Source organism: Rhodoferax sp. (genome assembly GCF_028688795.1).
Taxonomy (GTDB): Bacteria; Pseudomonadota; Gammaproteobacteria; order Burkholderiales; family Burkholderiaceae_C; genus Rhodoferax.
In genome coordinates, this window is record NZ_JAQTXM010000011.1 from 1 (window position 1) to 23533 (window position 23533).

The 23533-nt window shown below is 60.7% G+C and carries 21 protein-coding genes and 2 pseudogenes; 18 read left to right on the top strand and 5 right to left on the bottom strand.

Features of this window, described 5'->3' with window-relative positions; translation table 11 throughout:
• Nucleotides 1-207: 207 nt before the first annotated feature.
• Together imuA and PHQ58_RS09815 are read left to right on the top strand one after the other, a co-directional pair.
• The gene (gene imuA / locus PHQ58_RS09810; RefSeq protein ID WP_300110527.1) at nucleotides 208-918 is read left to right on the top strand and encodes a translesion DNA synthesis-associated protein ImuA; all 711 of its coding nucleotides are present in this window, start codon (nucleotides 208-210) and stop codon (nucleotides 916-918) included.
• Entirely contained in the window at nucleotides 893-2461 is a 1569-nt protein-coding gene (locus tag PHQ58_RS09815; protein WP_300110530.1) for a DNA polymerase Y family protein, read from the top strand. Before imuA ends, PHQ58_RS09815 begins: the two co-directional genes overlap by 26 nt.
• Nucleotides 2462-2566: 105 nt before the next feature.
• Here the strand turns inward: PHQ58_RS09815 and PHQ58_RS09820 are convergent, their stop codons facing one another.
• The 5 genes and pseudogenes from PHQ58_RS09820 to PHQ58_RS09840 all read right to left on the bottom strand — a co-directional run.
• Complete coding sequence (locus PHQ58_RS09820; protein WP_300110847.1) at nucleotides 2567-3382, bottom strand: DUF2894 domain-containing protein; 816 nt, start codon at nucleotides 3380-3382, stop codon at nucleotides 2567-2569.
• A 5-nt stretch (nucleotides 3383-3387) separates the two neighbouring features.
• Entirely contained in the window at nucleotides 3388-4023 is a 636-nt protein-coding gene (locus tag PHQ58_RS09825; RefSeq protein WP_300110533.1) for an OmpA family protein, read from the bottom strand.
• Nucleotides 4023-6191: a DUF802 domain-containing protein gene (locus PHQ58_RS09830; RefSeq protein WP_300110536.1), complete on the bottom strand. Its 2169-nt coding sequence runs from the start codon at nucleotides 6189-6191 to the stop codon at nucleotides 4023-4025. The genes PHQ58_RS09825 and PHQ58_RS09830 overlap by 1 nt, the downstream gene beginning before the upstream one ends.
• Entirely contained in the window at nucleotides 6188-6961 is a 774-nt protein-coding gene (locus PHQ58_RS09835) for a DUF3348 domain-containing protein (RefSeq protein WP_300110539.1), read from the bottom strand. The genes PHQ58_RS09830 and PHQ58_RS09835 overlap by 4 nt, the downstream gene beginning before the upstream one ends.
• 240 nt (nucleotides 6962-7201) lie before the next feature.
• Nucleotides 7202-7339: pseudogene (locus PHQ58_RS09840) on the bottom strand (mechanosensitive ion channel family protein); the annotation flags it as partial.
• 235 nt (nucleotides 7340-7574) lie between these two features.
• Between PHQ58_RS09840 and PHQ58_RS09845 the strand changes: the two are divergent.
• From PHQ58_RS09845 to pcaF, 16 genes and pseudogenes are all read left to right on the top strand, one after another.
• Entirely contained in the window at nucleotides 7575-8447 is an 873-nt protein-coding gene (locus PHQ58_RS09845; RefSeq protein WP_367187301.1) for a branched-chain amino acid ABC transporter permease, read from the top strand.
• Nucleotides 8448-8449: 2 nt separating this feature from the next.
• A complete protein-coding gene (locus PHQ58_RS09850) occupies nucleotides 8450-9382 on the top strand; it encodes a branched-chain amino acid ABC transporter permease (RefSeq protein WP_300110545.1) in 933 nt (310 codons plus the stop codon).
• 2 nt (nucleotides 9383-9384) lie between these two features.
• Nucleotides 9385-10146: an ABC transporter ATP-binding protein gene (locus tag PHQ58_RS09855; RefSeq protein ID WP_300110548.1), complete on the top strand. Its 762-nt coding sequence runs from the start codon at nucleotides 9385-9387 to the stop codon at nucleotides 10144-10146.
• Between the two features lie 24 nt (nucleotides 10147-10170).
• Nucleotides 10171-10569 (top strand): annotated as a pseudogene (locus PHQ58_RS09860) (hemerythrin domain-containing protein); the annotation flags it as partial.
• A gap of 216 nt (nucleotides 10570-10785) precedes the next feature.
• Nucleotides 10786-11487 carry an ABC transporter ATP-binding protein gene (locus PHQ58_RS09865; RefSeq protein ID WP_300110849.1) on the top strand — a complete coding sequence of 234 codons (702 nt, stop codon included), beginning with the start codon at nucleotides 10786-10788 and terminating at the stop codon, nucleotides 11485-11487.
• A 30-nt stretch (nucleotides 11488-11517) separates the two neighbouring features.
• Nucleotides 11518-12483 (top strand): MBL fold metallo-hydrolase, encoded by a 966-nt coding sequence (locus PHQ58_RS09870; RefSeq protein ID WP_300110551.1) that lies wholly within the window; start codon nucleotides 11518-11520, stop codon nucleotides 12481-12483.
• 45 nt (nucleotides 12484-12528) lie between these two features.
• Nucleotides 12529-14217, top strand: a complete 1689-nt coding sequence (locus PHQ58_RS09875) for an FAD-dependent oxidoreductase (protein ID WP_300110554.1) — start codon at nucleotides 12529-12531, stop codon at nucleotides 14215-14217.
• Nucleotides 14218-14227: 10 nt separating this feature from the next.
• Entirely contained in the window at nucleotides 14228-14452 is a 225-nt protein-coding gene (locus PHQ58_RS09880) for a DUF2783 domain-containing protein (RefSeq protein WP_300110557.1), read from the top strand.
• 232 nt (nucleotides 14453-14684) lie between these two features.
• Nucleotides 14685-15224: a VOC family protein gene (locus PHQ58_RS09885; protein WP_300110560.1), complete on the top strand. Its 540-nt coding sequence runs from the start codon at nucleotides 14685-14687 to the stop codon at nucleotides 15222-15224.
• 6 nt (nucleotides 15225-15230) lie between these two features.
• Nucleotides 15231-16247, top strand: coding sequence for a fumarylacetoacetate hydrolase family protein (locus tag PHQ58_RS09890; protein WP_300110563.1), 1017 nt, complete (start codon nucleotides 15231-15233; stop codon nucleotides 16245-16247).
• 106 nt (nucleotides 16248-16353) lie between these two features.
• Nucleotides 16354-18021, top strand: a complete 1668-nt coding sequence (gene paaN / locus PHQ58_RS09895; protein ID WP_300110566.1) for a phenylacetic acid degradation protein PaaN — start codon at nucleotides 16354-16356, stop codon at nucleotides 18019-18021.
• 9 nt (nucleotides 18022-18030) lie between these two features.
• A complete protein-coding gene (gene paaG / locus PHQ58_RS09900) occupies nucleotides 18031-18822 on the top strand; it encodes a 2-(1,2-epoxy-1,2-dihydrophenyl)acetyl-CoA isomerase PaaG (RefSeq protein WP_300110569.1) in 792 nt (263 codons plus the stop codon).
• A gap of 6 nt (nucleotides 18823-18828) precedes the next feature.
• Nucleotides 18829-20352 (top strand): 3-hydroxyacyl-CoA dehydrogenase PaaH, encoded by a 1524-nt coding sequence (paaH, locus tag PHQ58_RS09905; RefSeq protein WP_300110572.1) that lies wholly within the window; start codon nucleotides 18829-18831, stop codon nucleotides 20350-20352.
• Nucleotides 20349-20813: a hydroxyphenylacetyl-CoA thioesterase PaaI gene (gene paaI, locus PHQ58_RS09910; protein WP_300110575.1), complete on the top strand. Its 465-nt coding sequence runs from the start codon at nucleotides 20349-20351 to the stop codon at nucleotides 20811-20813. Before paaH ends, paaI begins: the two co-directional genes overlap by 4 nt.
• A gap of 54 nt (nucleotides 20814-20867) precedes the next feature.
• Nucleotides 20868-22193 (top strand): phenylacetate--CoA ligase PaaK, encoded by a 1326-nt coding sequence (paaK, locus tag PHQ58_RS09915; protein WP_300110577.1) that lies wholly within the window; start codon nucleotides 20868-20870, stop codon nucleotides 22191-22193.
• Nucleotides 22194-22299: 106 nt separating this feature from the next.
• A complete protein-coding gene (gene pcaF / locus PHQ58_RS09920) occupies nucleotides 22300-23505 on the top strand; it encodes a 3-oxoadipyl-CoA thiolase (protein WP_300110580.1) in 1206 nt (401 codons plus the stop codon).
• Nucleotides 23506-23533 lie beyond the last annotated feature (28 nt).

Here is a 23533-nt window from a genome sequence, read left to right on the forward strand (position 1 = left end):
TTCAGAACAACAGCGTTGATTTCATTGAGCTATTTCTAATGGATGCCATTAGAAATCCACAAGAAAATGTGAGCAGTTATTGTGCCGCCAAAGTCGGCAGAAGTCCTAATGAACAATCTCGGTTTATTGCACTTGAAAGTGCCCTGTCGTTGCCAGCGCAACTCGGCAATCCATGACGCTGTTATGGCGTCGGGTGACTGAGTGGCCATGGCAGCAGCAGCCACGCATGACTTTGGCGATGCCGTCTGGCGTGCCGACGCCCTGGCGCGCCACGCCAGTCCGGCCGGTGTGGTGGCCACTGGCCATGCGCTGCTGGACGCCGAGCTGCCCGGCGGTGGCTGGCCCGTGGGGGGTTTGTGCGAGATTTTGCAAAGCCACAGCGCCCAAAGTGAGTGGCGCTTGCTGCTGCCGGCCTTGTGTACCGCACAGCAAGGCACCAGGCCAACCGCTGCACAGTGGGTGGTGCTGATCGGCCCGCCGCATGTGCCGTTTGGTCCGGCCCTGGCCGCACAGGGGCTTGATGTGCGGCGTCTGCTATGGGTCAAGGAACAAGCCCCTGCCGAGCGGCTGTGGACCGCAGAGCAAGCCTTGCGTTGCGAAGGCGTGGCTGCCGTGCTGGCCTGGTTGCCGCAGGTGCAGGCAGCGCAACTGCGACGGCTGCAAATGGCCGCCCTGACACACGCCAAGCTGCTGTTTGTGATGCGCCCGGCGGCGGCACGGCACGAGTCGTCGCCGGCCGTGCTGCGGCTGCTGTTGCCGACACCGTCACAAGAGGCCAGCCCGTGTGCTGATCTCGACGCCCTGCACATTCAGGTGCTCAAGCGCCGCGGGCCACCGCTGGCAGGCGCCTTGGCCCTGTTTGCCCGCGCCGCAGACAAGTGGGAGCGCCAGCATGCACTGGATTGCCTTGCAGCCTGAACCCGTGCCTGCCGATGGGGCCGACAGCCTCACCGACCCCGTCACCGCTTTGGGCTGGTGGGCGCTGCGCTACACGCCCAAGGTGGCGCGCACAGGCGATGTGCTGCTGCTAGAGGTGGCGGCCAGCGCCCGGCTGTGGGGTGGCCTGCCTGCGCTGCTACAGCATATTCTTACATCAAATCAGCCTGCAGACCTTTATAAATATGCGCAAGCAGCTACGTCTTTAATAGCATTGGCAGCGCTTGAGGTGAGGCCATCCAGCGCCCTGCAGCCTGTCAAGCCGATGCTGGGAAAACGCCTGCCTGAGACAAGGCCGCTGGCAACAGGTCTGCCCGCACACAACCCACCCCTGAATAGCCAGTCAGCAAATGACTTGGCCGGCATCCATCCATCTGTGGACAAGCTAACGCCAGACGACTTGCCGCTGCATGCCTTGGCCGCCGCCCAGCCGCACCTTGACACCCTGGCGCGCTTGGGCGTGACCACCTGGGGCCAGTTGCGCGCGCTGCCGCGTGGCGGCGTCAGCCGGCGGTTTGGCGCGGCGCTGCTTGACGCACTCGACCAAGCCTACGGCGAGCGTCCCGACCTTTACCCCTGGCTGACGCTGCCCGAGGTGTTTGAGGCGTCGCTGGAACTCAGCGCCCAGGTTGAAAGTGCCCCCGCCCTGCTGTTTGCCGCGCGCCGTTTGCTAGCGCAGCTTAAGGTCTGGCTGCAGCTGCGCCACCGCGGTGTGCTGGCGCTGGAGCTCCGGTGGCAAATGGATGAACGCCGCCACACCGACCATCAGGGCACGCTCCTGCTGCGCACTGCCCAGCCGACACAAGACAGCAGCCATTTGCAGCGCCTGCTGGGCGAACATCTGGCGCATGTGAGCTTGCCCGCACCGGCCCACACCTTGCGCCTGCGCACACTGGAAACCGCCGCCCTGTCCCATGACAGCGCCAGCTTGTTGCCTGATGCCGTGAGCACGGGTGACAGCCTGGCGCAGATGGTGGAGCGCCTGAGCGCCCGCTTAGGGCCAGAGCAGGTGCTGCAACTGCAGCCGCGTTTGGACCACCGGCCCGAGCAGATGCAGACATGGCAAAAAGCCGCTACACAGTTAATAGCTGCTCACGCTTATGAAACAAGGGCTACAAGCCAAAAATGCTTAAAAATTCCAAACACATCCGTTGTCACGGCGGGTTGTGGGCTGGGTTCTGCCGATGCGACGCAAAGCCAAGCTGCGCCCGTGCCGGTATCTACGCCAGCGTCCGCGTGGGTGTCAGGCGGTGGTTCCTGGGCGCAGCCGCTGGCCCCCACCTGGCTGCTGCAAGCGCCCCTGAAACTGGCGCTGCGCCAGCAGCAGCCGCAATACCGGGGGCCGTTGACCTTGCTGACTGGCCCGCAGCGCATCGAATCCGGTTGGTGGGGCGGCGGCGATCTGGCGCTGCGAGACTACTTTGTGGCACGCAGTGCACAGGCCGAGCTGTTGTGGATTTACCGCGAGCGGCTGCCAGACGCACAAGCAGCGTCCGCTTGGTATCTGCATGGCATCTTTGCCTGAAGGACAACGGATTAACGTGGCATGCCGCCGTGATGAACCGTTCACGTCATTGCAAACAACGTGAAGCAATCCATGACTTCCGGACTGCCTAGACTCCCGCGCCAATCAGCGCGCTTGGGCGCGCCGGGGTTTTGGCTTTTTGCTGCTGTCGCCTTCAGCGATTTTTTTGACCTGCGCCTGTTTTTCCTTGTCGCATTGGTCCAGGCACAGCAGGGCATCGACATACGACGTGAACCGGTTCAGGTAATCAGGCGATACCTCACGCATCACCGCCAGTGAGCGCAGTACAAGCCTGTGTGGATTGAGCGGCCCGGCGTTTTTGGGGGCCTGCTCCAGCGCTTGGGTAACCCGCTTGGCCACGCTGATTTTGGACCAGGTGTTTCTGAAATATTGCGTGGCATTGGGCTCGGGATGCTGCCCGGCAGGTCCTGCAAAACGCTGCGCCTCTGTCGCCCCCATTGGCTCCAGGGTCTGCCCAATGGCTTGCCCAGACACACGCTGTGTCAAGTCGCGGGTCAGGTCGCCCAAAGACGCAGGCTGCGCGTTGGTTGTCAGGCCCCGAATGCGTTGCTTCACGCCTCTGGCATCGCTTGTTTCAAGCAGCGGCTGCAGCTTTGCGGCAGTCTGCGGGGCCATTGGGTTGATGGCGTTTTGGGCATCAGCTTGCGCATGCGCAAAACGCGCTGTGAACGCCGCCAGCGCTTGCGCCAGTTTGCCGTCAAGCAGCGCCCTGACACGACCTTGCTGGCCGCTGGCGCGGCGGGCCAGAACGCCAAGGTAATGCAGGCCGACCGGGTCAAACCGGTCTGCGCCGGCCTGGCGCAAAGCGGCCAAGGCCGCGCCGACATCTGCGGGTTGGTCTGCCTGCGGTGCTGACCTCTCGCGGTGGTTGGCCTCAATCACGTCATTCACCTCAAACACCTCACTCAAGGAGCGGCTTTGGTGTTGCTGGTCTTGGGCACGGGCGCCATTTCAACGCGTCGGTTTTGCGCGCGCGCGGCATCGTCCGTGTTGGGGGCCAAGGGCTGCTCGGCACCAAAGGCAGCGGCAAAAACCATCGACGCGGGCATGCCGTCTTCAATCAAGGCCCGGGTCACGGTCAGCGCTCGCTGGGCTGACAACTCCCAGTTGTCGGCAAATCGCGCGTTACCGTCGCGTATGGATCGGTCATCGGTGAAACCGCTCACCATCAGCAGCTCGTTGCGCGAGGCCAGATATGCTTGCAACGGTGCCACCAGGCTGCTCAGCAGCTGGCGGCCTTCGGGCTGCAGTTGGTCGGAATTCAGCGCAAACAAGACCCGGCCACTGATGCCAATGCGTCCGTTGTTCAAGGTGATGCGTCCGCTGGCCAGCGGAATGGCCAGGGCTTTTTCAAGGCTCATGCGGCGTTGTTCTTCAACCTGACGTTTTTGCACCTCGGCTTGCAGGCTGGTCTGCAGCTCCATTTGCACACCCAGAACACCCACCAAAATCAGCACAAAAGCCCCCAGCAGCCCCGACATCAGATCGCCAAAAACGGCCCAGACGGGCGCGGTTTGCTCGATACCGTCACTGTTTTCCATCAGTTCACCTCTTGCGCAGACAAGGCCTGCTGACGCGGCAACTGGCGCAGTTCTTCAAAGATTTCCTTCTGCGACAGGGTGCTCAAGTCAATCAGTTCACGCGCCTGCGCCACGTAATAAGCCAGCTGCTCATCGCTGCGGGTCATGGACTTGTCCATGGCGACCTCGATGCGTTGCAGTTGGCTCAGCAGCTTCTCATTGGCCGCGCCAAACGATTGCACGGCAAAGCCAAAGGTTTCACCCAGGCTGGAGACCTCCACCGCACTGCTGTTGACGTGGGCGGCCACGTCGGCCAGTTTGCCGGTTTCCACACCCAGCTGGTCGGCAAACTGGCTGCTGACGGTGTTGAGTGCTACTGCTGAAGAGGCCACCAGCGTGTCGATCACCGCGCGCTGCTCAGCGGCGGCGTGGTGGATGGCCTCCAGCAATGAATTCAGCGTGGCCATGATGCGGCTGCGCTCTTCCAGCAGCTCGTTGTCGCGCACCAGGCTGCCCGACATCTCCTGGCGCAATTGCCCAATGACCTCGGCGGCCGCCCGGGGTGCTTCTGAGGCGGTGGCGATGAGCCGCGTGATGGGTGCTTCCAGCGCGGTGCCCAGTGTGGCCAGATGGCCGACCATGGCCGCCTGCAAGTCGCCCAGCCGGTTGACCGCCGCCAAGCCGCGCTGCGCTTCGTCATCTCTGAGCGCGCCAAGTTCGCTGCGCAACAGGCTGGCCAGCTGGTCCATGCGCTCACCGTGCTGCGTGAGCCAGTCGGCCTCTGCCGCAATGCGGCTGTAGCCTTGCGTTTCTGAAGCGGTCACCAGCCGCGAGATGTCACTCAACGTGGCGCTGGCGCTCAATTTCGCCTGTTCGGTGATGCCGTGCGCGGTGTCGACCAGCGTGCTGCAGATGTGCTGCTGCTGGGCCAGCGTTTGCGCCCCGGCCTGTTGCCATTCTTGCTGCAGGTTTGCTGCCATGGCGTCGAGTGAGCCAATCCACGCCTGCTGGCGTTGCTGATCAAGCGCCGCCTGATCGACCTGCAGCGTGGCGTAGGCTTGGTTGATTGAGGTCAACAGCGATGTGGCGCGCTGCTCAAAGGTGTCGGCAAAGCCGCTCAGGGATTGACCAACACCACTGACCATGCTGGCGCTGCTGCGTTCGTGGCTGGCCAACGCCGCCGTCCAGTTGTCGGTGACGGTGGCAGCGGTGACAGCGAGACTGGCCGCCAACCCATCAAGTTGCGTTTGTGCGGTGTCGATCAAGCGGGTGTGCAACAGCCGAGCTTCTTGCGCCATGCCAGTCATGGCGGTCTCGACCATGGGTTTGAGGCTGTCGCTGGCCACGTGGGCACTTTGCGCCAGACTGTCCTTGAGGGACTGGCCCACGGAAGACGCCAGTTCGCTGTAAATGCCCTTGACCTCGCTGTGAAAGCTGGTCTGGTTGCTGGTCAGCTGGGTATTGAGCTGCTGGCTCATGTGGGCCATCTGAGTCATCATGGTCTGCAATTTGTCAACCACTTCAGGCAGGGCCTGGGCTTGGTACTGCAGCGCCTTGTAGGTTTCCTGGCGTTGGTGGGTGAGTGAAAAACTGCGCAAGCTGGTGGCCAGTTTGCTGTCAAGCAGTTGTGACGCCCGCAGCCTGTCGCCCCGACTGAGAGCCGACATCAGGCCCAGCATGGCAGATGTGGCCACGCCGGCCACTGAGGTGCCAAAGGCCAGCCCCAAGCCTTTGATGGGCGCAGCCAGCGCAGCGCGGATCGCCTGCAGGTCGGTCGTGCTTTCCAGTGAAAACGCGGCGCCGTTGAGCGTGACCACCATGCCCAGAAACGTGCCTAGCATGCCCAACATCACCAGTAGCCCCACCAGGTAAGGTGTCAGCACCGGGCCGGGCAAGCCAATGCGTTCGCCTTCAATGCGCAGGCGCACCGGGTTTTGCAAGGAAGCATGCACGCCGTCAAGCCAGTCCCCCAGGCTTGCCAGCTGCTCAGGAATAGCCGCCAGCGCTGACGACAGCGTGGCCGTGGCTCGGCCGTACTGGCGCAATTCAAGCGCGCCGAACACGTACACGGCGGCAATCAACAGCGTCATCGTCAGCGCCAAGAGATGCGAGCCGATGAACCCGGTGCCGACCCAAACGACGGCCATGGCGCCCAACAAAAAGGCGCCGTTGAACAAATGTTTCTTCATGGGGGGGTGTTTGTCTCGTGGTGAAAGGCTTCAATGAGCCCCAAAGCGGGTTGCAGGCGAAGGTCAAGCTCGGCCAGCAACACCGTCTGCATTTCGTGGCCAAAGCGCACCAGCCAGCTGGGTGGGTGCAGGCGCCTGGCTGGGGGCTCTGTGGCTTGGGTGTCGGTCTGTGTCTGCTGCTGCGCTTGGCGCAGTTGCTCAAAACGTCGCCTCAAAAGCAGGGGAACGGTGGCGAGCAACTTGCTCTCGCGCTCGCTCAGTATCTCGTCAAACACCGCGTCCAGCGCGGCCAACTGCTTGAGCGCGGGGGAGGTCCTGGCCAGCAACTCTCGCGCTGCAGCGCGCAGCGGACGAACGCTTGTCTCGATGGCGCGCTGGTGGGCCTGGTAGTAACGCCGATAGGGCTCATAGGCGGTTGGGGTGTCCAGCGGCTCGCCAGGCTGCGGGTCGGGCAGCTCGATGTGGGTGTGACTGGTGTTGGGCGAGCCACACCCGGTGATCGCATTCTCAAGACTGGTGCGTGTTCGGGCCAATATTTCGGCAATGGTCACGCGCGCGACAGATGTCGCCCCAACGGGCAGAGCAGTCGGGCTGGCTGCTCTGGCGTTGTGCGCCGCATGCAGGGCAATGGACTCATGCAGGCTCAACCATAGCCCCAGCTTTTCGGCAAACGCGCCGCCTGGCTCGACTGCATCCACGAGGGTCAGGTCGGCAAGAACACGAATGAGGTTGGAGCTGTGGAGGTGTGTACGCGTGAGGACTCGCGTCATATCGGAGGGGAAGGAATCGGGGGGATGGTGTGGGCGCTGAAGAATCCATCGACATCTAACGCCGCATCTTGCGGACATGCAAGATAAGTCTGATTTTACTGTCACATAAAGCGAGTGACAGATCAGTCCACTCCATCTGGATTTCATCAACCTTAAGCTATTTAAAAAATAGCAACAATCCTTTGTTTAAAAAGCACGACAAGCCAGTTTATATAAATTTCAGACTGCCTTGGACTGGTATCAAACCGGGTATATCTTGACCGGGCGAGTAGCCACCGGAAATCCGGCTGCACCTAACGTGTCGGCAATGGCCTTGTTGGTGTCGAAATACACCTGCCAGAAGTGGTTGGTGTGGCAATAGGGACGCAACACCAGCAGGAAGATGCCTCATTGCCCTTGCGCCGTACTCAAGCAGATCACCCCCAATCCCCTCGTTTTCCCTCTCCCAAAAAAAATTTACAAATACCGATTGACAGAATTGATTCCATATTTCAGAATCCACCCCCACAGATCAACGAGTCCATACAGCGGACTCTGACAACCGGAGACAGCGCATGTTGACGTATTCAACCCGTTCAGGGTGTTTGAAATTCGCCCCTGGGAGCCACTGATGCTGGCCGAATTCCTGCAATTTTTGTTTTCCGGCATCACCGTGGGTGCCACCTACGCGCTGGCCGCGTTGGGCTTCACGCTGATCTACAACGCCAGCAACGTCATCAACTTTGCCCAGGGTGAATTCATCATGCTCGGCGGCATGCTGGCGGTGTACTTTTCGCAAGCCGGTCTGCCATTGCCGGTGGCTCTGATGCTGGCGATTCTTGTGCCGGCCATTGTGGGTGTGGTGCTTGAGAAACTGGCGATTGAGCCGGTCAAGGGCGCCGAGCCGGTCACGCTGATCATCATCACCATCGGTGCGTCGCTGGTGATTCGCGGTCTGATTCAGGTTTGGCTGGGCAAAAACACTTTCAGCTTGCCTGCGTTTTCGGGCGATGTACCGCTGCACATTTTGGGCGCCACACTGATGCCGCAAAGCCTTTGGGTGCTGGGCGTTACTGCCATCGTGGTGGTGGCTCTGTGGTACTTTTTTAACCGCACGCTGCATGGCAAGGCGATGCTGGCCACATCCTTTAACCGGGTGGCGGCTGAGTTGGTGGGCATCAACACCAATTGGGTACTGTTCTTGAGTTTTGCCATGTCGGCCGCTTTGGGCGCGCTGGGTGGCATTCTGGTGACACCGCTCACGCTGACCTCTTATGACGTGGGCATCATGCTCGGCCTCAAAGGTTTTGTGGCTGCCGTGGTGGGTGGCTTGGGCAACGGCCTGGGTGCCGTGCTGGGCGGCTTGCTGGTGGGCATTCTGGAAGCCATGGGCGCGGGTTACATCTCGTCCGCCTACAAGGATGCCATGCCGTTTGTGCTGATCCTGCTGATTTTGTTCTTCATGCCGCGCGGTCTGTTTGGCGGCAAATCTACCGACCGGGTCTGAGCATGTCAAAGAATCCTTATCTGGGGCTGTACATCATCATGGCGGTGCTGCTGGTGCTGCCCTTTGTGTTGCCCAACAGCTTTTATGTCGATTTGGCAATCCGTATGGCGATCAACGCAGTGATTGTGCTGGGCCTGAACCTGCTGATTGGTTTTGCCGGTCAGATCAGCCTGGGGCATGCGGGCTTTCTGGGCATTGGGGCCTATGCCACCGCCGCGTTGCCGACCCACTTTGGCTGGCATCCGCTGCTGGCCATGGCAGCTGGCGCGGTAGCGGCTGGCTTGCTGGCGGCGCTTGTGGCCCGGCCCATTTTCAAGCTCAAGGGCCATTACCTCGCCATGGCCACGCTGGGCCTGGGCATCATCATCAACATTGTGGTGCGCACCGAAGCGCAATGGACTGGCGGCCCGGACGGCATGCCGGTGCCGCCCATGAGCTTGGCAGGTTTCGAGATTTCAGGTGACAAGCACTGGTACTGGATCGTCGCCATCCTGCTGTCGGTGAGTGTTTGGGCGTCACTTAATTTGATCAACTCGCCGTTTGGCCGGGCCTTGCGTGCCTTGCATGGCAGTGAAGTGGCCTCCAAGGTGGTGGGCGTGGATGTGGTGCGCTACAAGGTGGCTATTTTTGTGCTGTCTGCGGTGTTTGCCAGCATCATGGGCAGCGTGACGGCACATTACGTGGGGTTTGTCACGCCGAATCTGGCCGACTTCTTTCACTCCATTGAGCTGGTCACCATGGTGGTGATTGGCGGCATGGCTTCGGTCTATGGCTCGGTGCTGGGCGCGGTGTTGCTGACCGCGCTGCCGCAAGCGCTGACGTCTTTTGAAGGCTGGGAAACCGTGGCCTTTGGCACGATTCTGATGCTCTGTATGATCTTCATGCCCAAGGGGCTGGTGCCTACGTTGGCAGCCAAATTTGGACGGGGAGACTGACCATGGCCTTGCTTGAAGTCAAAGACCTCTCCATCCATTTCGGTGGTGTCAAAGCAGTCCAAAACGTCACGTTCAGCATCGACGCCGGCATTGTGTACGCGGTGATTGGCCCAAATGGCGCCGGCAAGACCACACTGTTTAACCTGATCACGGGTATTTACACCCCAACCACCGGCACCATCACGCTCGATGGCGAATCCATTGGCGGCAAGTCGCCCGATGAGTTGGCCCGCCGCGGCGTGGCGCGCACGTTTCAGAACCTGCAAATCTGCATGAACATGAGCGCCATTGAGAATGTCATGGTGGGCGCCCACCTGCGGCTGGACCGTAACCTGTTCAAGGCCATGCTGCGCTGGCCATCGATCAAGAAACGTGACCGCGAATTGCACACTGAAGCCGCGGAACTGATGAAGTTTGTCGGACTGGAAAGCTACATCAACGCTCGCGCCGACAGCATGCCCTACGGTGCGCTCAAGCGGCTGGAGATTGCCCGCGCCCTGGCCATGAAACCGCGCCTGATTTTTCTGGACGAACCCGCCGCCGGCCTGAACCCCAAGGAAACCATTGAAGTGGACCAGCTGGTGCGCAAGGTGGCCGACTCCGGCGTGACGGTGGTGCTGGTGGAACACGACATGAAGATGGTGATGAACCTGTCAGACCGCATTTTGGTGCTGGACTACGGTAAGAAGCTGACCGAAGGCACGGGTGCTGAAGTGCGCCGCAACCCCGATGTGATCGCCGCCTACCTTGGCGCCCACGCCTGAACCCGCAGGCTTAAAGAGAACACCATGGACGCACTCACCCTCATCAGCCAGGACCACAGCAACCTGTGGCGCCTGGCCACCACCGTTGATCAGGTAGCTTCTGAAATTGAAGCTGGCGCACCAGTCGAGCAACCGTTTTTCAACGCAGTGTTTGATTACATCGAACAGTTTGTTGACCGCTCGCACCACCCCAAAGAAGACGACTATTTGTTTCGCCTGCTGCGCCTGCGCAGCTTGGATGCCGCCGCCGTGCTCGACAGCCTGCAAACCGAACACCGCGAAGGCCCGGCCAAACTGGCCGCCTTGCGTGGCCAAGTCAGCCAGGCGGCCCGGGGCGACATCTCAGGAACTGAGTTTGCAGTGGCCTTGCGCCACTACACGGCTGGCCTGAAAACCCACATCCGCACCGAAGAAAAAAGTGTCTTGCCACTGGCCCGCAGCGCCTTGCTGCCCGCTGACTGGGCCGAGATCAACGCCGCATTTCTGGACAACAGCGACCCCTTGTTTGGTGAAACAGCCCGCGCAGAGTTCCGCGAGCTGTACCACCGCGTTGCCAGCCTGGCACCTGAGTCGGTCGGGCTGGGGGCCAGCAGCGTGGGCCAGTTGCAGGCCAGCCCGGCGCAGGCAAAAGCAGATGTGTTGCTCACGGTGCAGGGCATGGAGAGTTGTTATGGCCGTATCAAGGCACTCAAAGGCATCAGCATAGAAGTGCGACGGGGCGAAACCGTGGCTTTGGTGGGTGCCAATGGTGCCGGCAAAACCACGTTTTTGCGCACCTTGTCGGGCGTGCAGCCGATGAGCGCGGGCAGCATTCATTTTGATGGCGAAAACATCAGCAAACTGCGCTCCGACAAACGCATGCGCCGTGGCATTTGCCAAAGCCCGGAAGGGCGGCAAGTGTTTGGCCCGCTGTCGATTGAAGACAACCTGCGGCTGGGCGCCTACACCCAGCCGCGCGAGCAGGTGGAAGGCGACATGGAAAAAATCTTTGCCATGTTTCCGATCCTGAAAGAAAAACGCGCATTGCCTGCCGGCACGCTGTCAGGCGGCCAGCAACAGATGCTGGCGATTGGCCGCGCGCTGATGGGCCGCCCGCGCCTGTTGCTGCTGGACGAGCCCTCCATGGGGCTGGCACCGCTGCTGGTGGAAGAGGTGTTCAACGTCATCAAGACGCTGAAAGCTCAGGGCATGACGATATTGCTGGTCGAGCAAAACGCCTTTGCCGCACTGGCCATTGCCGACCGGGGTTATGTGCTGGAAACCGGCAACGTCACGCTCACTGGCACCGGGCAAGAGCTCATCAGCAACGAACAGGTGCGCGCCGCGTACCTGGGCATGTAACGCCACAACAAGTTAACCCAAGGAAAACCCATGACCAAAAAATTTGCATCGCAGGCTGACCTGGAGGTCAAAAAGACCACCTTTGCGCAACTGTCCGAGCACTGCTGGGCCTACACCGCCGAGGGCGATCCCAACACCGGCGTCATCATTGGTGAAGACGCGGTGCTGATTTGTGACGCATTGGCGACGCCGGTGATGGCGCAAAACCTGGTGGCCGAAATTCGCAAGGTGTCTGACAAGCCCATCAAGTACGTGGTACTGTCGCACTACCACGCGGTGCGGGTGCTGGGCGCGTCGGGCTACAAGGCGCACGGCATGCAGGAAATCATTGCCAGCCAAGGCACCTACGAGATGATTGTGGAGCGCGGCGCGCAAGACATGCAATCTGAGTACGAGCGCTTTCCGCGCCTGTTTGACGCGTTTGACTCCATCCCCGGCCTGACCTGGCCGACCATGGTGTTCAAGAACGAAATGACGCTGTGGATGGGCAAGCTCGAAGTCAAGATCATGCATGTGGGCCCCGGCCACACCAAGGGCGACACCATTGTGTGGGTGCCGTCAGAGAAAGTGCTGTTCTCGGGCGACCTGATGGAAGCCGATGCGGCGTGCTACACCGGTGACGCGCAGCTGGAAGAATGGCCCGCCACGCTGGACGCGCTGGCCGCCCTCAAGCCCGAAAAAATCGTGCCCGGCCGTGGCCCGGCGCTGGATACGCCAGAGCGCGTGGCATCAGGACTGGCTTACACGCGGGACTTCGTCAGCACCTTGCTGAGTTCAGCCAAAGAAGCCGTAGCCCAGGGCATGAACCTGAACCAGGCCATGGCGCATTGCCGCAAAGCCATGGACCCCAAGTTTGGCCAGGTCTTCATTTATGAACACTGCCTGCCGTTTGACGTGACCCGCGCCGTGGATGAGGCCAGCGGCATCAAACACCCGCGCATCTGGACAGCCGAGCGTGACAAGGAAATGTGGCACGGCCTGCAAGCGGCTGAGTAAGTCACAACAACATCGGCCCAAAAAATTTAACACCAGAGACAAGCCATGTTGAGCACTTACCAATATCCAAAATATGACTACGTCCGCCCGCCAGAGCAATCTGGTGCGGTTAAAAACCGCTACCCCGTGGTGGTAGTGGGTGCCGGCCCGGTGGGTTTGGCGGCGGCCATCGAGCTGGCGCAGTCTGGCGTGCAGGTGGTGCTGCTTGACGACGATGACACCGTGTCGGTGGGTTCGCGCGGCGTCTGTTACGCCAAACGCACGCTTGAAGTACTTGACCGCTTGGGGCTGGGCGAGCCGTGTATGGACAAGGGTGTGAGCTGGAACGTGGGTCGCACATTTTTCCGCGAGCAAGAGGTGTACAACTTCAACCTGTTGCCACAAGCTGATCACAAACGCCCCGGCATGATCAACCTGCAGCAGTATTACTTGGAAGAGTTCGAGGTAAAACGCGCGCAGGAGCTGCCTAATCTGGACCTGCGTTTTAAAAACAAGGTGGTGTCAGTTGCCCCGCAGGGTGATGGCGCCACGCTGCAAGTTGAAACACCCGACGGTATTTATTCTCTGGAGACCGACTGGCTGGTGGTGGCCGATGGCGCGCGCAGTGGCATCCGCCGCCTGATGGCTCTGGACATTGAAGGCAAGATTTTCAAAGACCGCTTTTTGATTGCCGACGTGGTCATGAAGGCCGATTTTCCGCACGAGCGCTGGTTCTGGTTTGACCCACCGTTTCACCCCGGGCAATCGGTACTGCTGCACCGCCAGGCCGACAACGTGTACCGCATCGATTTTCAACTCGGTTGGGATGCCGACCCGGAAGAAGAGAAGAAGCCTGAGAAGGTGATTCCGCGCATCAAGGCCATGCTCGGCGATGACCGCGAGTTTGAACTGGAATGGGTCAGCGTCTACACCTTTCAGTGCCGCCGCATGAACGCCTTCACCCACGGCCACGTGCTGTTTGTGGGGGATGCGGCACACCAGGTGTCGCCGTTTGGCGCGCGTGGTGCCAACTCCGGCATTCAGGACACCGACAACCTGTGCTGGAAACTCAAATTGGTGGTTGAAGGCAAGGCCCCACCCGAGCTGCTGGACACCTATTCGGAAGAACGTGTGTTTGCCGCCGAAGAAAACTTGCTCAACTCCACCCGTTCCACCGACTTCATCACGCCCAAAAGCAAAACTTCGTTGACGTTTCGCAACGCGGTGCTGAGCCTGGCACGCGAGCATGCGTTTGCCCGTGCCTTGGTCAACTCAGGGCGTTTGTCGGTGCCGAGTTACCTGACCGAATCTCGTCTGAACACGCCCGATGACGGCAGTTTTACCGGCGACATGGTGCCCGGCGCGTCGATGGACGATGCGCCGATGCGCCAGGCTGGCCAAGATGTCTGGCTGCTGGACCAGGTGGGTCAGCGCTTTTGTCTGCTGGTTTATGTGAACGACCCGGCTAGTCTGAGCTTGGACGCCCTGGCGCAACTCAAAGGCTTGGCCAGTGCAGCGTCGGGTTCTGGGAGCGCGCTTGCGCTTGACGTGGTGCTGGTGTCGCCCACCCAAACCACAGCGGCAGATTTGACGCTGCTGCAAGACCACACCAACCGTTTTGCTGAGCGGTTTGATGCGCAAGACGGCACGGCCTACCTGATTCGCCCGGACCAGCATGTGACTGCGCGTTGGCGTGCTTTTGATGCGGCGCAAGTGCAAGCCGCCCTGGCCCGCGCCACCTGCAATCTTCAATAAGGAACCCGCCATGTCCCTGAACCTGCAAGCCAATTTCAAAGAACCCGGCAAACGCTACTTTCGCGCCTTCACCCCCGGCGACGATTTTTACGAAGCCCTGATTGACACCCACCGCGACCTCAGCGACGAACAAAGCGCCATGGTCAACGCCAAATTGGTGCTGCTGCTGGCTAACCATGTGGGCGACATCGCTGTATTGCGTGAAGCCATGGCGTTGGCCCGGGGCGACGTTTAAACGTGTGCTGCCTGTTTGTCATGCCTGAGGTGCTGGCTGTTACCCGCAGCGCACGTTGGGTATCCAACTACGCGAATGTCCCCCGAAGCGGACTGCGTCCGCTTCTCCTCCTTGATTTCGCTCCGTTGGACACTCAACGCACGCTGCTAGACGGCGTGGTGGTTTCAGGATCAGGTTTGCAATGACAACCCTATGACAGCAGCATAGATTCATAAAAGTTAAGGAGATTCCCATGCAAATCCAGAAAATTCACCATGTGGCCTACCGCTGCAAAGATGCCAAACAAACCGTGGAGTGGTATGGCAAATACCTCAACATGAATTTCATTTTGGCGATTGCCGAGAACGAAGTGCCGTCCACCAAAGAGCCCGACCCCTACATGCACGTCTTTCTGGACGCGGGCGGCGGCAACGTGTTGGCATTTTTTGAACTGCCCACCAAACCCGAAATGGGCCGCGACATGAACACCCCGGCCTGGACACAACACCTGGCGATGCAAGTGGCCACGGTCGACGAACTGCTGGAAACCAAGGCCAAGTTGGAGGCCGATGGCATTGAAGTGGTCGGCCCGACCGACCACACCATCTTCAAATCCATCTACTTCTTTGACCCCAGCGGCCACCGGCTGGAACTGGCCGCCAACACCGGCACACCCAAGATGGCCAAGATGCTCGACGAGGCCAAGTGGGACATGCTCAACGAATGGGCCATCACCAAAAAAGCCCCGCAGCACGCGCGCTGGATGCACGACGGCTCTTTTGCCGGGGAGTAAAAACACATGAAACTTGCCACCCTGAAACAAGGCGGACGCGACGGCACTTTGGTCGTGGTCAACCGCACCTTGACTCACTGCCGCGCCGTGCCGGCCATTGCCCGCACCTTGCAGGCGGCGCTGGACGACTGGGAGGTTTGTGAATCGCAGTTGCGCCAGGTGTACGAGGCGCTCAACAGCGGCGCATTCACCAACCCCGATGTGTTCGACCAGGCCGCCTGCCACTCACCGCTGCCACGCGCTTACCAATGGGCCGATGGCTCGGCGTACGTGAACCATGTGGAGCTGGTACGCCGCGCCCGTGGTGCCGAATTGCCCGCTGAATTCTGGACCGACCCTTTGATGTACCAGGGCGGCTCGGATTCATTTGTCGGCCCGCGCGACCCGGTGCGCGCCCTCTCGGCGGATTGGGGCATTGACCTGGAAGCTGAAGTGGCCGTGGTCACTGGTGATGTGAAGATGGGCTGCAGCGTGGCTGACGCTGCCAAATCGGTGCGCCTGCTGATGCTGGTCAACGACGTGTCGCTGCGCAACCTGATCCCGGCGGAATTGGCCAAGGGTTTTGGCTTCTTCCAGTCCAAACCCGCCAGCGCCTTCAGCCCGGTGGCGGTCACGCCCGACGAGTTAGGCACTAACTGGGCGGATTGCCGGGTGCAGCGGCCTTTGACTGTCCACCTGAACGGCGCGCTGTTTGGCCAGCCTGATGCGGGCACCGACATGGTCTTCAACTTTGCGCAACTGATTGCCCACGCAGCCAAAACGCGTGAGCTGTGTGCTGGCTCCATCATCGGCTCCGGCACGGTGTCAAACAAGCAAGGCGGGCTACAAGGCTCGTCGATTGCCAATGGCGGGGTCGGGTATTGCTGCATTGCCGAGGTGCGGATGTACGAAACCATTGAGACCGGCAAGCCACAAACACCTTACATGCAGTTTGGCGACAGCGTGCGCATTGAGATGCTGGATGCCACTGGGGCATCGATTTTTGGCGCGATCGAGCAAACGGTGCAAGCCTATTCAGGCTAAGCCAGCGAGAGAGATATTTATGTCTTTTAGGCCCCTAGACCTTATCGAATAAGCGTGAGAAGCTATTGTTTTTAGTTAATTTAATTGACCCGTTCAGGACCACCCCATGACACACCCACTCTTTGAAAAACACCGCGCCAAACTCGACGCCGCCCTCAACGCCATCCACACCCGTGGCTACTGGGCTGCCTACAACGAGATGCCCAGCCCCAAAACCTATGGCGAAACCGCGCCGGATGACGGCAAAAAAGCCTTTGAAGCGCACATTGGCCAGAAGTTTGAGTTGAACCAGCCCGGCACCACCGGTTGGCAAGGCGGCGAAAACTCGCCCTTTGGCATTGAGCTGAATGTGAGCTACCCAGTGTGCGACATCGAGGTGCTGATTGCGGCTGGCCAAACCGCCATGATCGGTTGGCAAGCCGCAGGTGTGGAAGGCCGCACCGGCCTGTGCATAGAGATGCTGGACCGCCTGAACGCACAAAGTTTCGAGATCGCCCACGCGGTGATGATGACCACCGGCCAGGGCTGGATGATGGCGTTTCAAGCGGGCTCACCGCACGCGCAAGACCGTGGCCTGGAAGCCGTGACCTACGCTTACCGCGAGCAAAGTTTTGTGCCGCCCGAGGCCACCTGGGAAAAGCCGCAAGGCAAAAACCCACCGCTGGTGATGAAGAAACATTTTCAGATTGTCGGCCGCGGTGTGGCCGTGGTGGTGGGGTGTGGCACCTTCCCGACTTGGAACACTTATCCGGGCCTGTTTGCCGCGCTGGCCACCGGCAACGCGGTGATCATCAAACCGCACAACAACGCGATTTTGCCCGCCGCCATCACCGTGCGCACCCTGCGCGCCGTGTTGGCCGAGCATGGCATGGACCCCAATCTGGTGACTTTGTGTGTGCCGGACAAACGCGAAACCACGCAAGCGCTGGTGACCCACGCCGCCGTCAAATCGGTGGACTTCACCGGTGGCAATGTGTTTGGCCAGTGGCTCATTGACCACTGCCGCCAGGCTCAGGTGTACGCCGAATTGGCCGGTGTCAACAACATCGTGGTCGACTCGACCGATGCCTACAAAGCCATGCTGCGCAACCTGGCGTTCACGCTGTCGTTGTATTCCGGCCAGATGTGCACCACCTCACAGGCGCTGTTTGTGCCTGCAGGCGGCATTGACACCGAAGACGGCCACAAGACCTATGACGAGGTGTGTGCCGACCTGGCCCGTGCCATTGACGGTTTTCTAGCCAAGCCTGAAGTGGCGCTGGCCGTGCTCGGTGCGGTGCAATCTGCCGACACGCTGGCACGCATCACCTTGGCCGAAGGCGGCTCATTGGGCAAGGTGCTTCTGGCATCGAAAAAGCTGGAAAACCCCGAGTTCCCCAAAGCCGAAGTGCGCACCCCAGTGCTGCTGGCTTGTGATGCAACGGACGAAGCCGCCTACATGGAAGAGCGTTTTGGCCCGATCACCTTTGTCGTGAAAGTGGCCGACACCGCTGCCGCCATTGCCTTGTCGGAGCGGGTCATCGCCACCCATGGGGCGCTAACCGCCGGTATCTATTCCACCCGCCCCGAAGTCATTGAAGCCATGACCGCCGCCACCTGGCGCTCCAAAGTTGCCTTGTCCATCAACCTGACGGGCGCGGTGTTTGTGAACCAGTCCGCTGCGTTTTCTGACTACCACGGCACCGGCGGCAACCCGGCGGCCAATGCCTCGTATTCCGACTCGGCCTTTGTGGCCAACCGCTTCCGTGTGGTGCAACGCCGCGCCCACGTTTAAGGCCACGTCATGACTTACCAAAACATCCGCTTTGACGTGCAAGACGGCGTGGCCCGCCTGACTTTGAGCCGCCCGGACAAGCTCAACAGCTTCACCGGCGCCATGCACACTGAACTGCGTGCGGCGCTCGACACGGTGCAACACAACACGGCCATTCGTGTGCTGGTGATCACCGGTGCGGGCCGCGCCTTTTGCGCCGGGCAAGACTTGGCTGACCCCGAGATGACGGTGGGCCATTTGCAGCCCGACATTGGCGCCGTGGTTGAACAACACTACAGGCCGCTGATTTTGGCGTTGCAGAACCTGCGGGTGCCCACAGTGGCCGCAGTCAATGGCGTCGCTGCTGGTGCAGGTTGCAGCCTGGCGCTGGCTTGTGACCTGGTGATTGCGGCCAAATCTGCCACATTTTTACAAGCCTTCAGCAAGATCGGCCTGATTCCCGACACTGGTGGCACCTGGTTTTTGCCACAGCGCGTGGGCATGGCCCGCGCCATGGGCCTGGCGATGCTGGCTGACAAGTTACCGGCTGAAAAGGCCGAAGCCTGGGGCCTGATCTGGCAAGCCGTGGACGATGCTGAACTCACCGCCACGGTGGACAAGCTCGCCGCGCAACTGGCCCAAATGCCCACCCGCGCGCTGGTCGCCACGCGGCTGGCCATGCACGCTGCGCCCAACCACACGCTGGAGCAGCAGCTCAACATGGAAGCCGGGTTCATGCGCGAACTCGGTTGGCGCGACGACTTCAAGGAAGGCGTCGCCGCTTTCCAGCAAAAACGCGCGCCCAAATTCACAGGGAACTAACAAGCCATGACACAAGCGCTCTCCACACACACCCTGGTTGCCGTGATTGGTGCCGGTGCCATGGGTGCAGGCATTGCCCAGGTGGCAGCCGCAGCCGGGCATGGCGTGAAGCTGCTCGACAACCGCCCCGGCGCAGCCGCCCAAGCCATTGCGGGCATCTGTGCCCAGTTCGAAAAAATGGCTGCCAAGGGCAAAATGAGCGCTGAGGCTGCCAAAGCCGCGGGCGAACGCTTGCAGGCAGCCGAACAAGTGGCCGACCTGGCCGATGCTGGGTTGGTGGTCGAGGCCATTGTGGAAAACCTCACCATCAAGCAACAGCTTTTCAAAGACCTTGAAGCCGTGGTGTCTGAGGGTTGCATTCTGGCCAGCAACACCTCGTCGATTTCCATCACCGCCATTGGCGCGGCGCTGAGTAAGCCGCAGCGTCTGGCCGGGCTGCACTTCTTCAACCCGGCACCGTTGATGGCGCTGGTCGAAGTGGTGTCAGGCCTGGCCACCGCACTGGAAGTTTCCGACACCCTCATTGCCACGGCTGCGGCCTGGGGCAAGACCCCGGTGCATGCCAAATCCACCCCCGGTTTCATCGTCAACCGGGTCGCGCGCCCGTATTACGCTGAAGCCTTGCGCGTGTTGACCGAAGGCGGTGCTGATTGCGCCACATTGGACGCGGTCATGCGCGAAGCCGGTGGTTTTCGCATGGGGCCGTTTGAGCTGATGGACATGATTGGCCATGACGTGAACTTTGCCGTGACCAACTCGGTGTGGCGCGCGTTTTTCAACGACCCACGTTTCTCGCCGTCGCTGATTCAGCAGGATCTGGTCGATGCCGGTTTCCTGGGCAAAAAGTCTGGTCGGGGTTTTTACAACTACCAGGACGGCACCGACAAACCGCTGCCCGCTACCGTGCCAGCGCTGGCCCGGCCCCATGACATCGTGGTGTATGGGCAATCTGCCGCAGCCCTTGCCCTGGCCAACCGCCTGCAAGCCAACCACGTCAGCTTCACCCAGGCCCATGCTTTGGGCGACACGGTGGCCACCGCAGGCGGCGCCACCCTGCGCATCACCGATGGCCGCACAGCTACCCGCTGCGCCTTTGACCTGCAAACACCCAACACCGTGCTGATGGATCTGGCGCTGGACTATGGCAAAGCCACCCGACTGGCCGTCAGCGTGGCGGCCCAGTGTGACGAAGCGGCGGCCAACAGCGCCATCGGCTTGCTGCAGGCAGCAGGCTTTGCCGTGTCGCAGTTGCAAGACATTCCTGGCCTGATCGTGATGCGCACGGTGGCCATGCTGGCCAATGAGTCAGCTGATGCCGTCAACCAGGGTGTGTGTGATGCCGCCGCTGTGGACACCGCCATGCGCCTGGGTGTCAATTACCCCTGCGGCCCGCTGACCTGGGCCAACGCCATCGGTATCGACACGGTGAGCACGGTGCTGACGCACTTGGCGCAAACCTATGGCGAAGACCGCTACCGCACCTCACCGCTGATTCAACACCACGTTTTTGTACAGAAGGCTTTTTCATGACTGATTCATACGCCAACCCCCAAGAACTGGCCGACGCCGTGACGCAGGCCATGTGGTCGCGCGACCGCGCCACGCAAGGCCTGGGCATGCAGATGCTCAGCGTCAAACCGGGTTATGCCCTGATGGCCATGCCGGTGCGCGGCGACATGGTCAATGGCCACGGCATTTGCCACGGCGGGTTCATGTTCACCCTGGCCGACAGCGCCTTTGCCTTTGCCTGCAACAGCTACAACCAGAACACCGTGGCGTCGAGCTGCAACATCGACTTTCTGGCCCCAGCCCGCGAAGGCGATGTGCTGGAAGCCGAAGCGGTAGAGCGCTCGTTATCAGGCCGCACCGGCGTCTATGACATCACGGTGCGCACCCGCAGCGGCAAAACCGTGGCGCTGTTTCGAGGCAAAAGTTACCGCATCAAGGGTGAGGTGATTGCCGGCTTGCAGCAGACCGATGCCGCAGCCTGACCTGACCTGACACCCGATAGACATCAAAGCAAATCTGAACAAGAGGAGACCCGCATGACCGCCAAATTCCCCCAACCCGGCGAACTCGACGCCATTGAAACCGCCAGCCGCGACGAAATCAGCGCCCTGCAACTGCAGCGCCTGAAATGGTCGCTCAAGCATGCGTATGACAACGTGCCGTTTCACAAAGCCGCCTTTGACGCCAAAGGTGTGCACCCGGATGACCTGAAGACCCTGGCCGACCTGGCCAAGTTTCCCTTCATGACCAAGATTGCCCTGCGTGACCATTACCCGTTTGGCCTGTTTGCCGTGCCAAAAGAAAAAGTGGCGCGACTGCATGCCTCAAGCGGCACCACCGGCAAGTCGATCGTGGTTGGCTACACACTGCAAGACATTGACAACTGGGCCAACCTGGTGGCGCGCTCGATTCGCGCGGCCGGTGGCCGTGCCGGCGACATGTTGCACAACGCCTATGGCTACGGCATGTTCACCGGTGGCCTGGGTGCGCACTATGGCGCCGAGCGGCTGGGCTGCACGGTGGTGCCGATGTCGGGCGGGCAGACCGAAAAGCAGGTGCAACAGATTGTTGATTTCCAGCCGCAGATCATCATGGTCACCCCCAGCTACTCGCTGGTGATTGCCGAGGAGTTTGAGCGCCAGGGCATCACGCCCGACCAGATCTCGCTGAAGATCGGCATCTTTGGCGCAGAGCCTTGGGGCGAAGGCATGCGTGCCGAAATCGAGCGCAAACTGGGCATTGACGCCATCGACATCTATGGCCTGACTGAAGTCATGGGCCCCGGCGTGGCCTGCGAATGCATTGAGTCCAAAGACGGCCCGGTGATCTGGGAAGACCACTTCTACCCCGAAATCATCAACCCCGAAACCGGCGAAGTGGTGGCCGACGGGGAAGACGGCGAACTGGTGTTCACCTCGCTCACCAAAGAAGCGTTCCCGGTGATTCGTTACCGCACCCGCGACCTGACGCGCCTGCTGCCACCCACCTCACGGGCGTTTCGGCGCATGGGCAAGATCACCGGCCGCTCAGACGACATGCTGATCATTCGCGGTGTGAACGTGTTCCCGACGCAAATCGAAGAACAAATCTTGCGCGACAAGCGGCTTTCGGGCAATTACCAAATTCAGCTCAGCCGCGACGGCCATCTGGACAACGTGGAGGTGCGTTGCGAGTTGCAACGCGAAGCGGCGGCGCAACTGTCACCAGCGGACGTGGGGGTGCTGGCCAAGGAGCTGCAACACCACATCAAAACCATCATTGGCATCACCACCAAGGTCTCAGTGCTGGCGCCTGAGGCGATACCGCGCACGCTCACCGGCAAAGCGCGCCGGGTGATTGACGAGCGGCCGAAACAGCTGTGAGCTGGTTTACCACAGTTTTATAAGCCTTTTAGTGCTCTAGCCCTTATTAAATAAGCGCGAATAGCTATCTTTTTAATATTTCAGGACGTGATGTGTCACGTAACGTATGACCGAAGCCTTTATTTGCGATGCCATTCGCACCCCCATTGGCCGCTACGGCGGAGCGCTGGCGAGCGTGCGCGCCGACGACCTGGCCGCCATTCCCCTGAAAGCCCTGATGGACCGCAACCCCCAGGTCAACTGGGCCAGTGTGGACGACATCATCTTTGGCTGTGCCAACCAGGCCGGTGAAGACAACCGCAACGTGGCGCGCATGGCGGGCCTGCTGGCGGGCCTGCCGATTGAGGTGCCCGGCACCACCGTGAACCGCCTGTGTGGCTCGTCGCTGGACTGCGTCGGCATGGCAGCGCGCGCCATCAAGTCGGGCGAAACCGATTTGATGATTGCTGGCGGTGTCGAAAGCATGTCGCGCGCACCCTTTGTCATGGGCAAGGCTGAAAGCGCCTGGTCGCGCAGCGCTGCCATTTATGACACCACCATTGGCTGGCGTTTTCCCAACCCGCTGATGAAAAAGCTGTACGACACGCATTCGATGCCACAAACGGCCGACAACGTGGCGGCTGACTTTCACATCTCGCGTGCTGACCAGGATGCCTTTGCGCTTCGCTCGCAGCAACGCTGGGCGGCAGCCCATGCCGCCGGGCGTTTTGCCGACGAACTGATTCCGGTGTTGATTGCACGCAAAAAGGGCGACCCGCTGGTGGTCGACACCGACGAGCACCCGCGCCCCGAGACCACGCTGGAGATGTTGGCCAAGCTCAAAGGTGTCAACGGCCCCGAGTTGTCGGTGACCGCAGGCAACGCCTCGGGTGTCAACGATGGGGCCTGCGCGCTGCTGCTGGCCAGTGAGACCAGCGCCCGCGCCAACGGATTGACACCGCGTGCCCGCATTGTGGCCATGGCGACCGCTGGTGTCGCACCACGAATCATGGGGTTCGGTCCGGCGCCGGCGGTGCGCAAGGTGTTGGCCAAGGCCGGCTTGACCATCGACCAGATGGATGTGATTGAACTCAACGAGGCCTTTGCCGCTCAAAGCTTGGCGGTGTTGCGCGATCTCGGGCTGAAGGACGAAGAGGCACGGGTCAACCCCAATGGCGGCGCGATTGCGATGGGTCATCCTCTGGGTATGAGCGGTGGCCGTTTGGTGACCACCGCCATGTACGAACTGGCACGGCGTGGCGGGCGTTATGCGCTTTGCACGATGTGTATTGGTGTGGGGCAAGGCATTGCCCTGGTGATAGAGCGCGTGTAACGGAATAATTTTTTTAACCCTGTAGGAG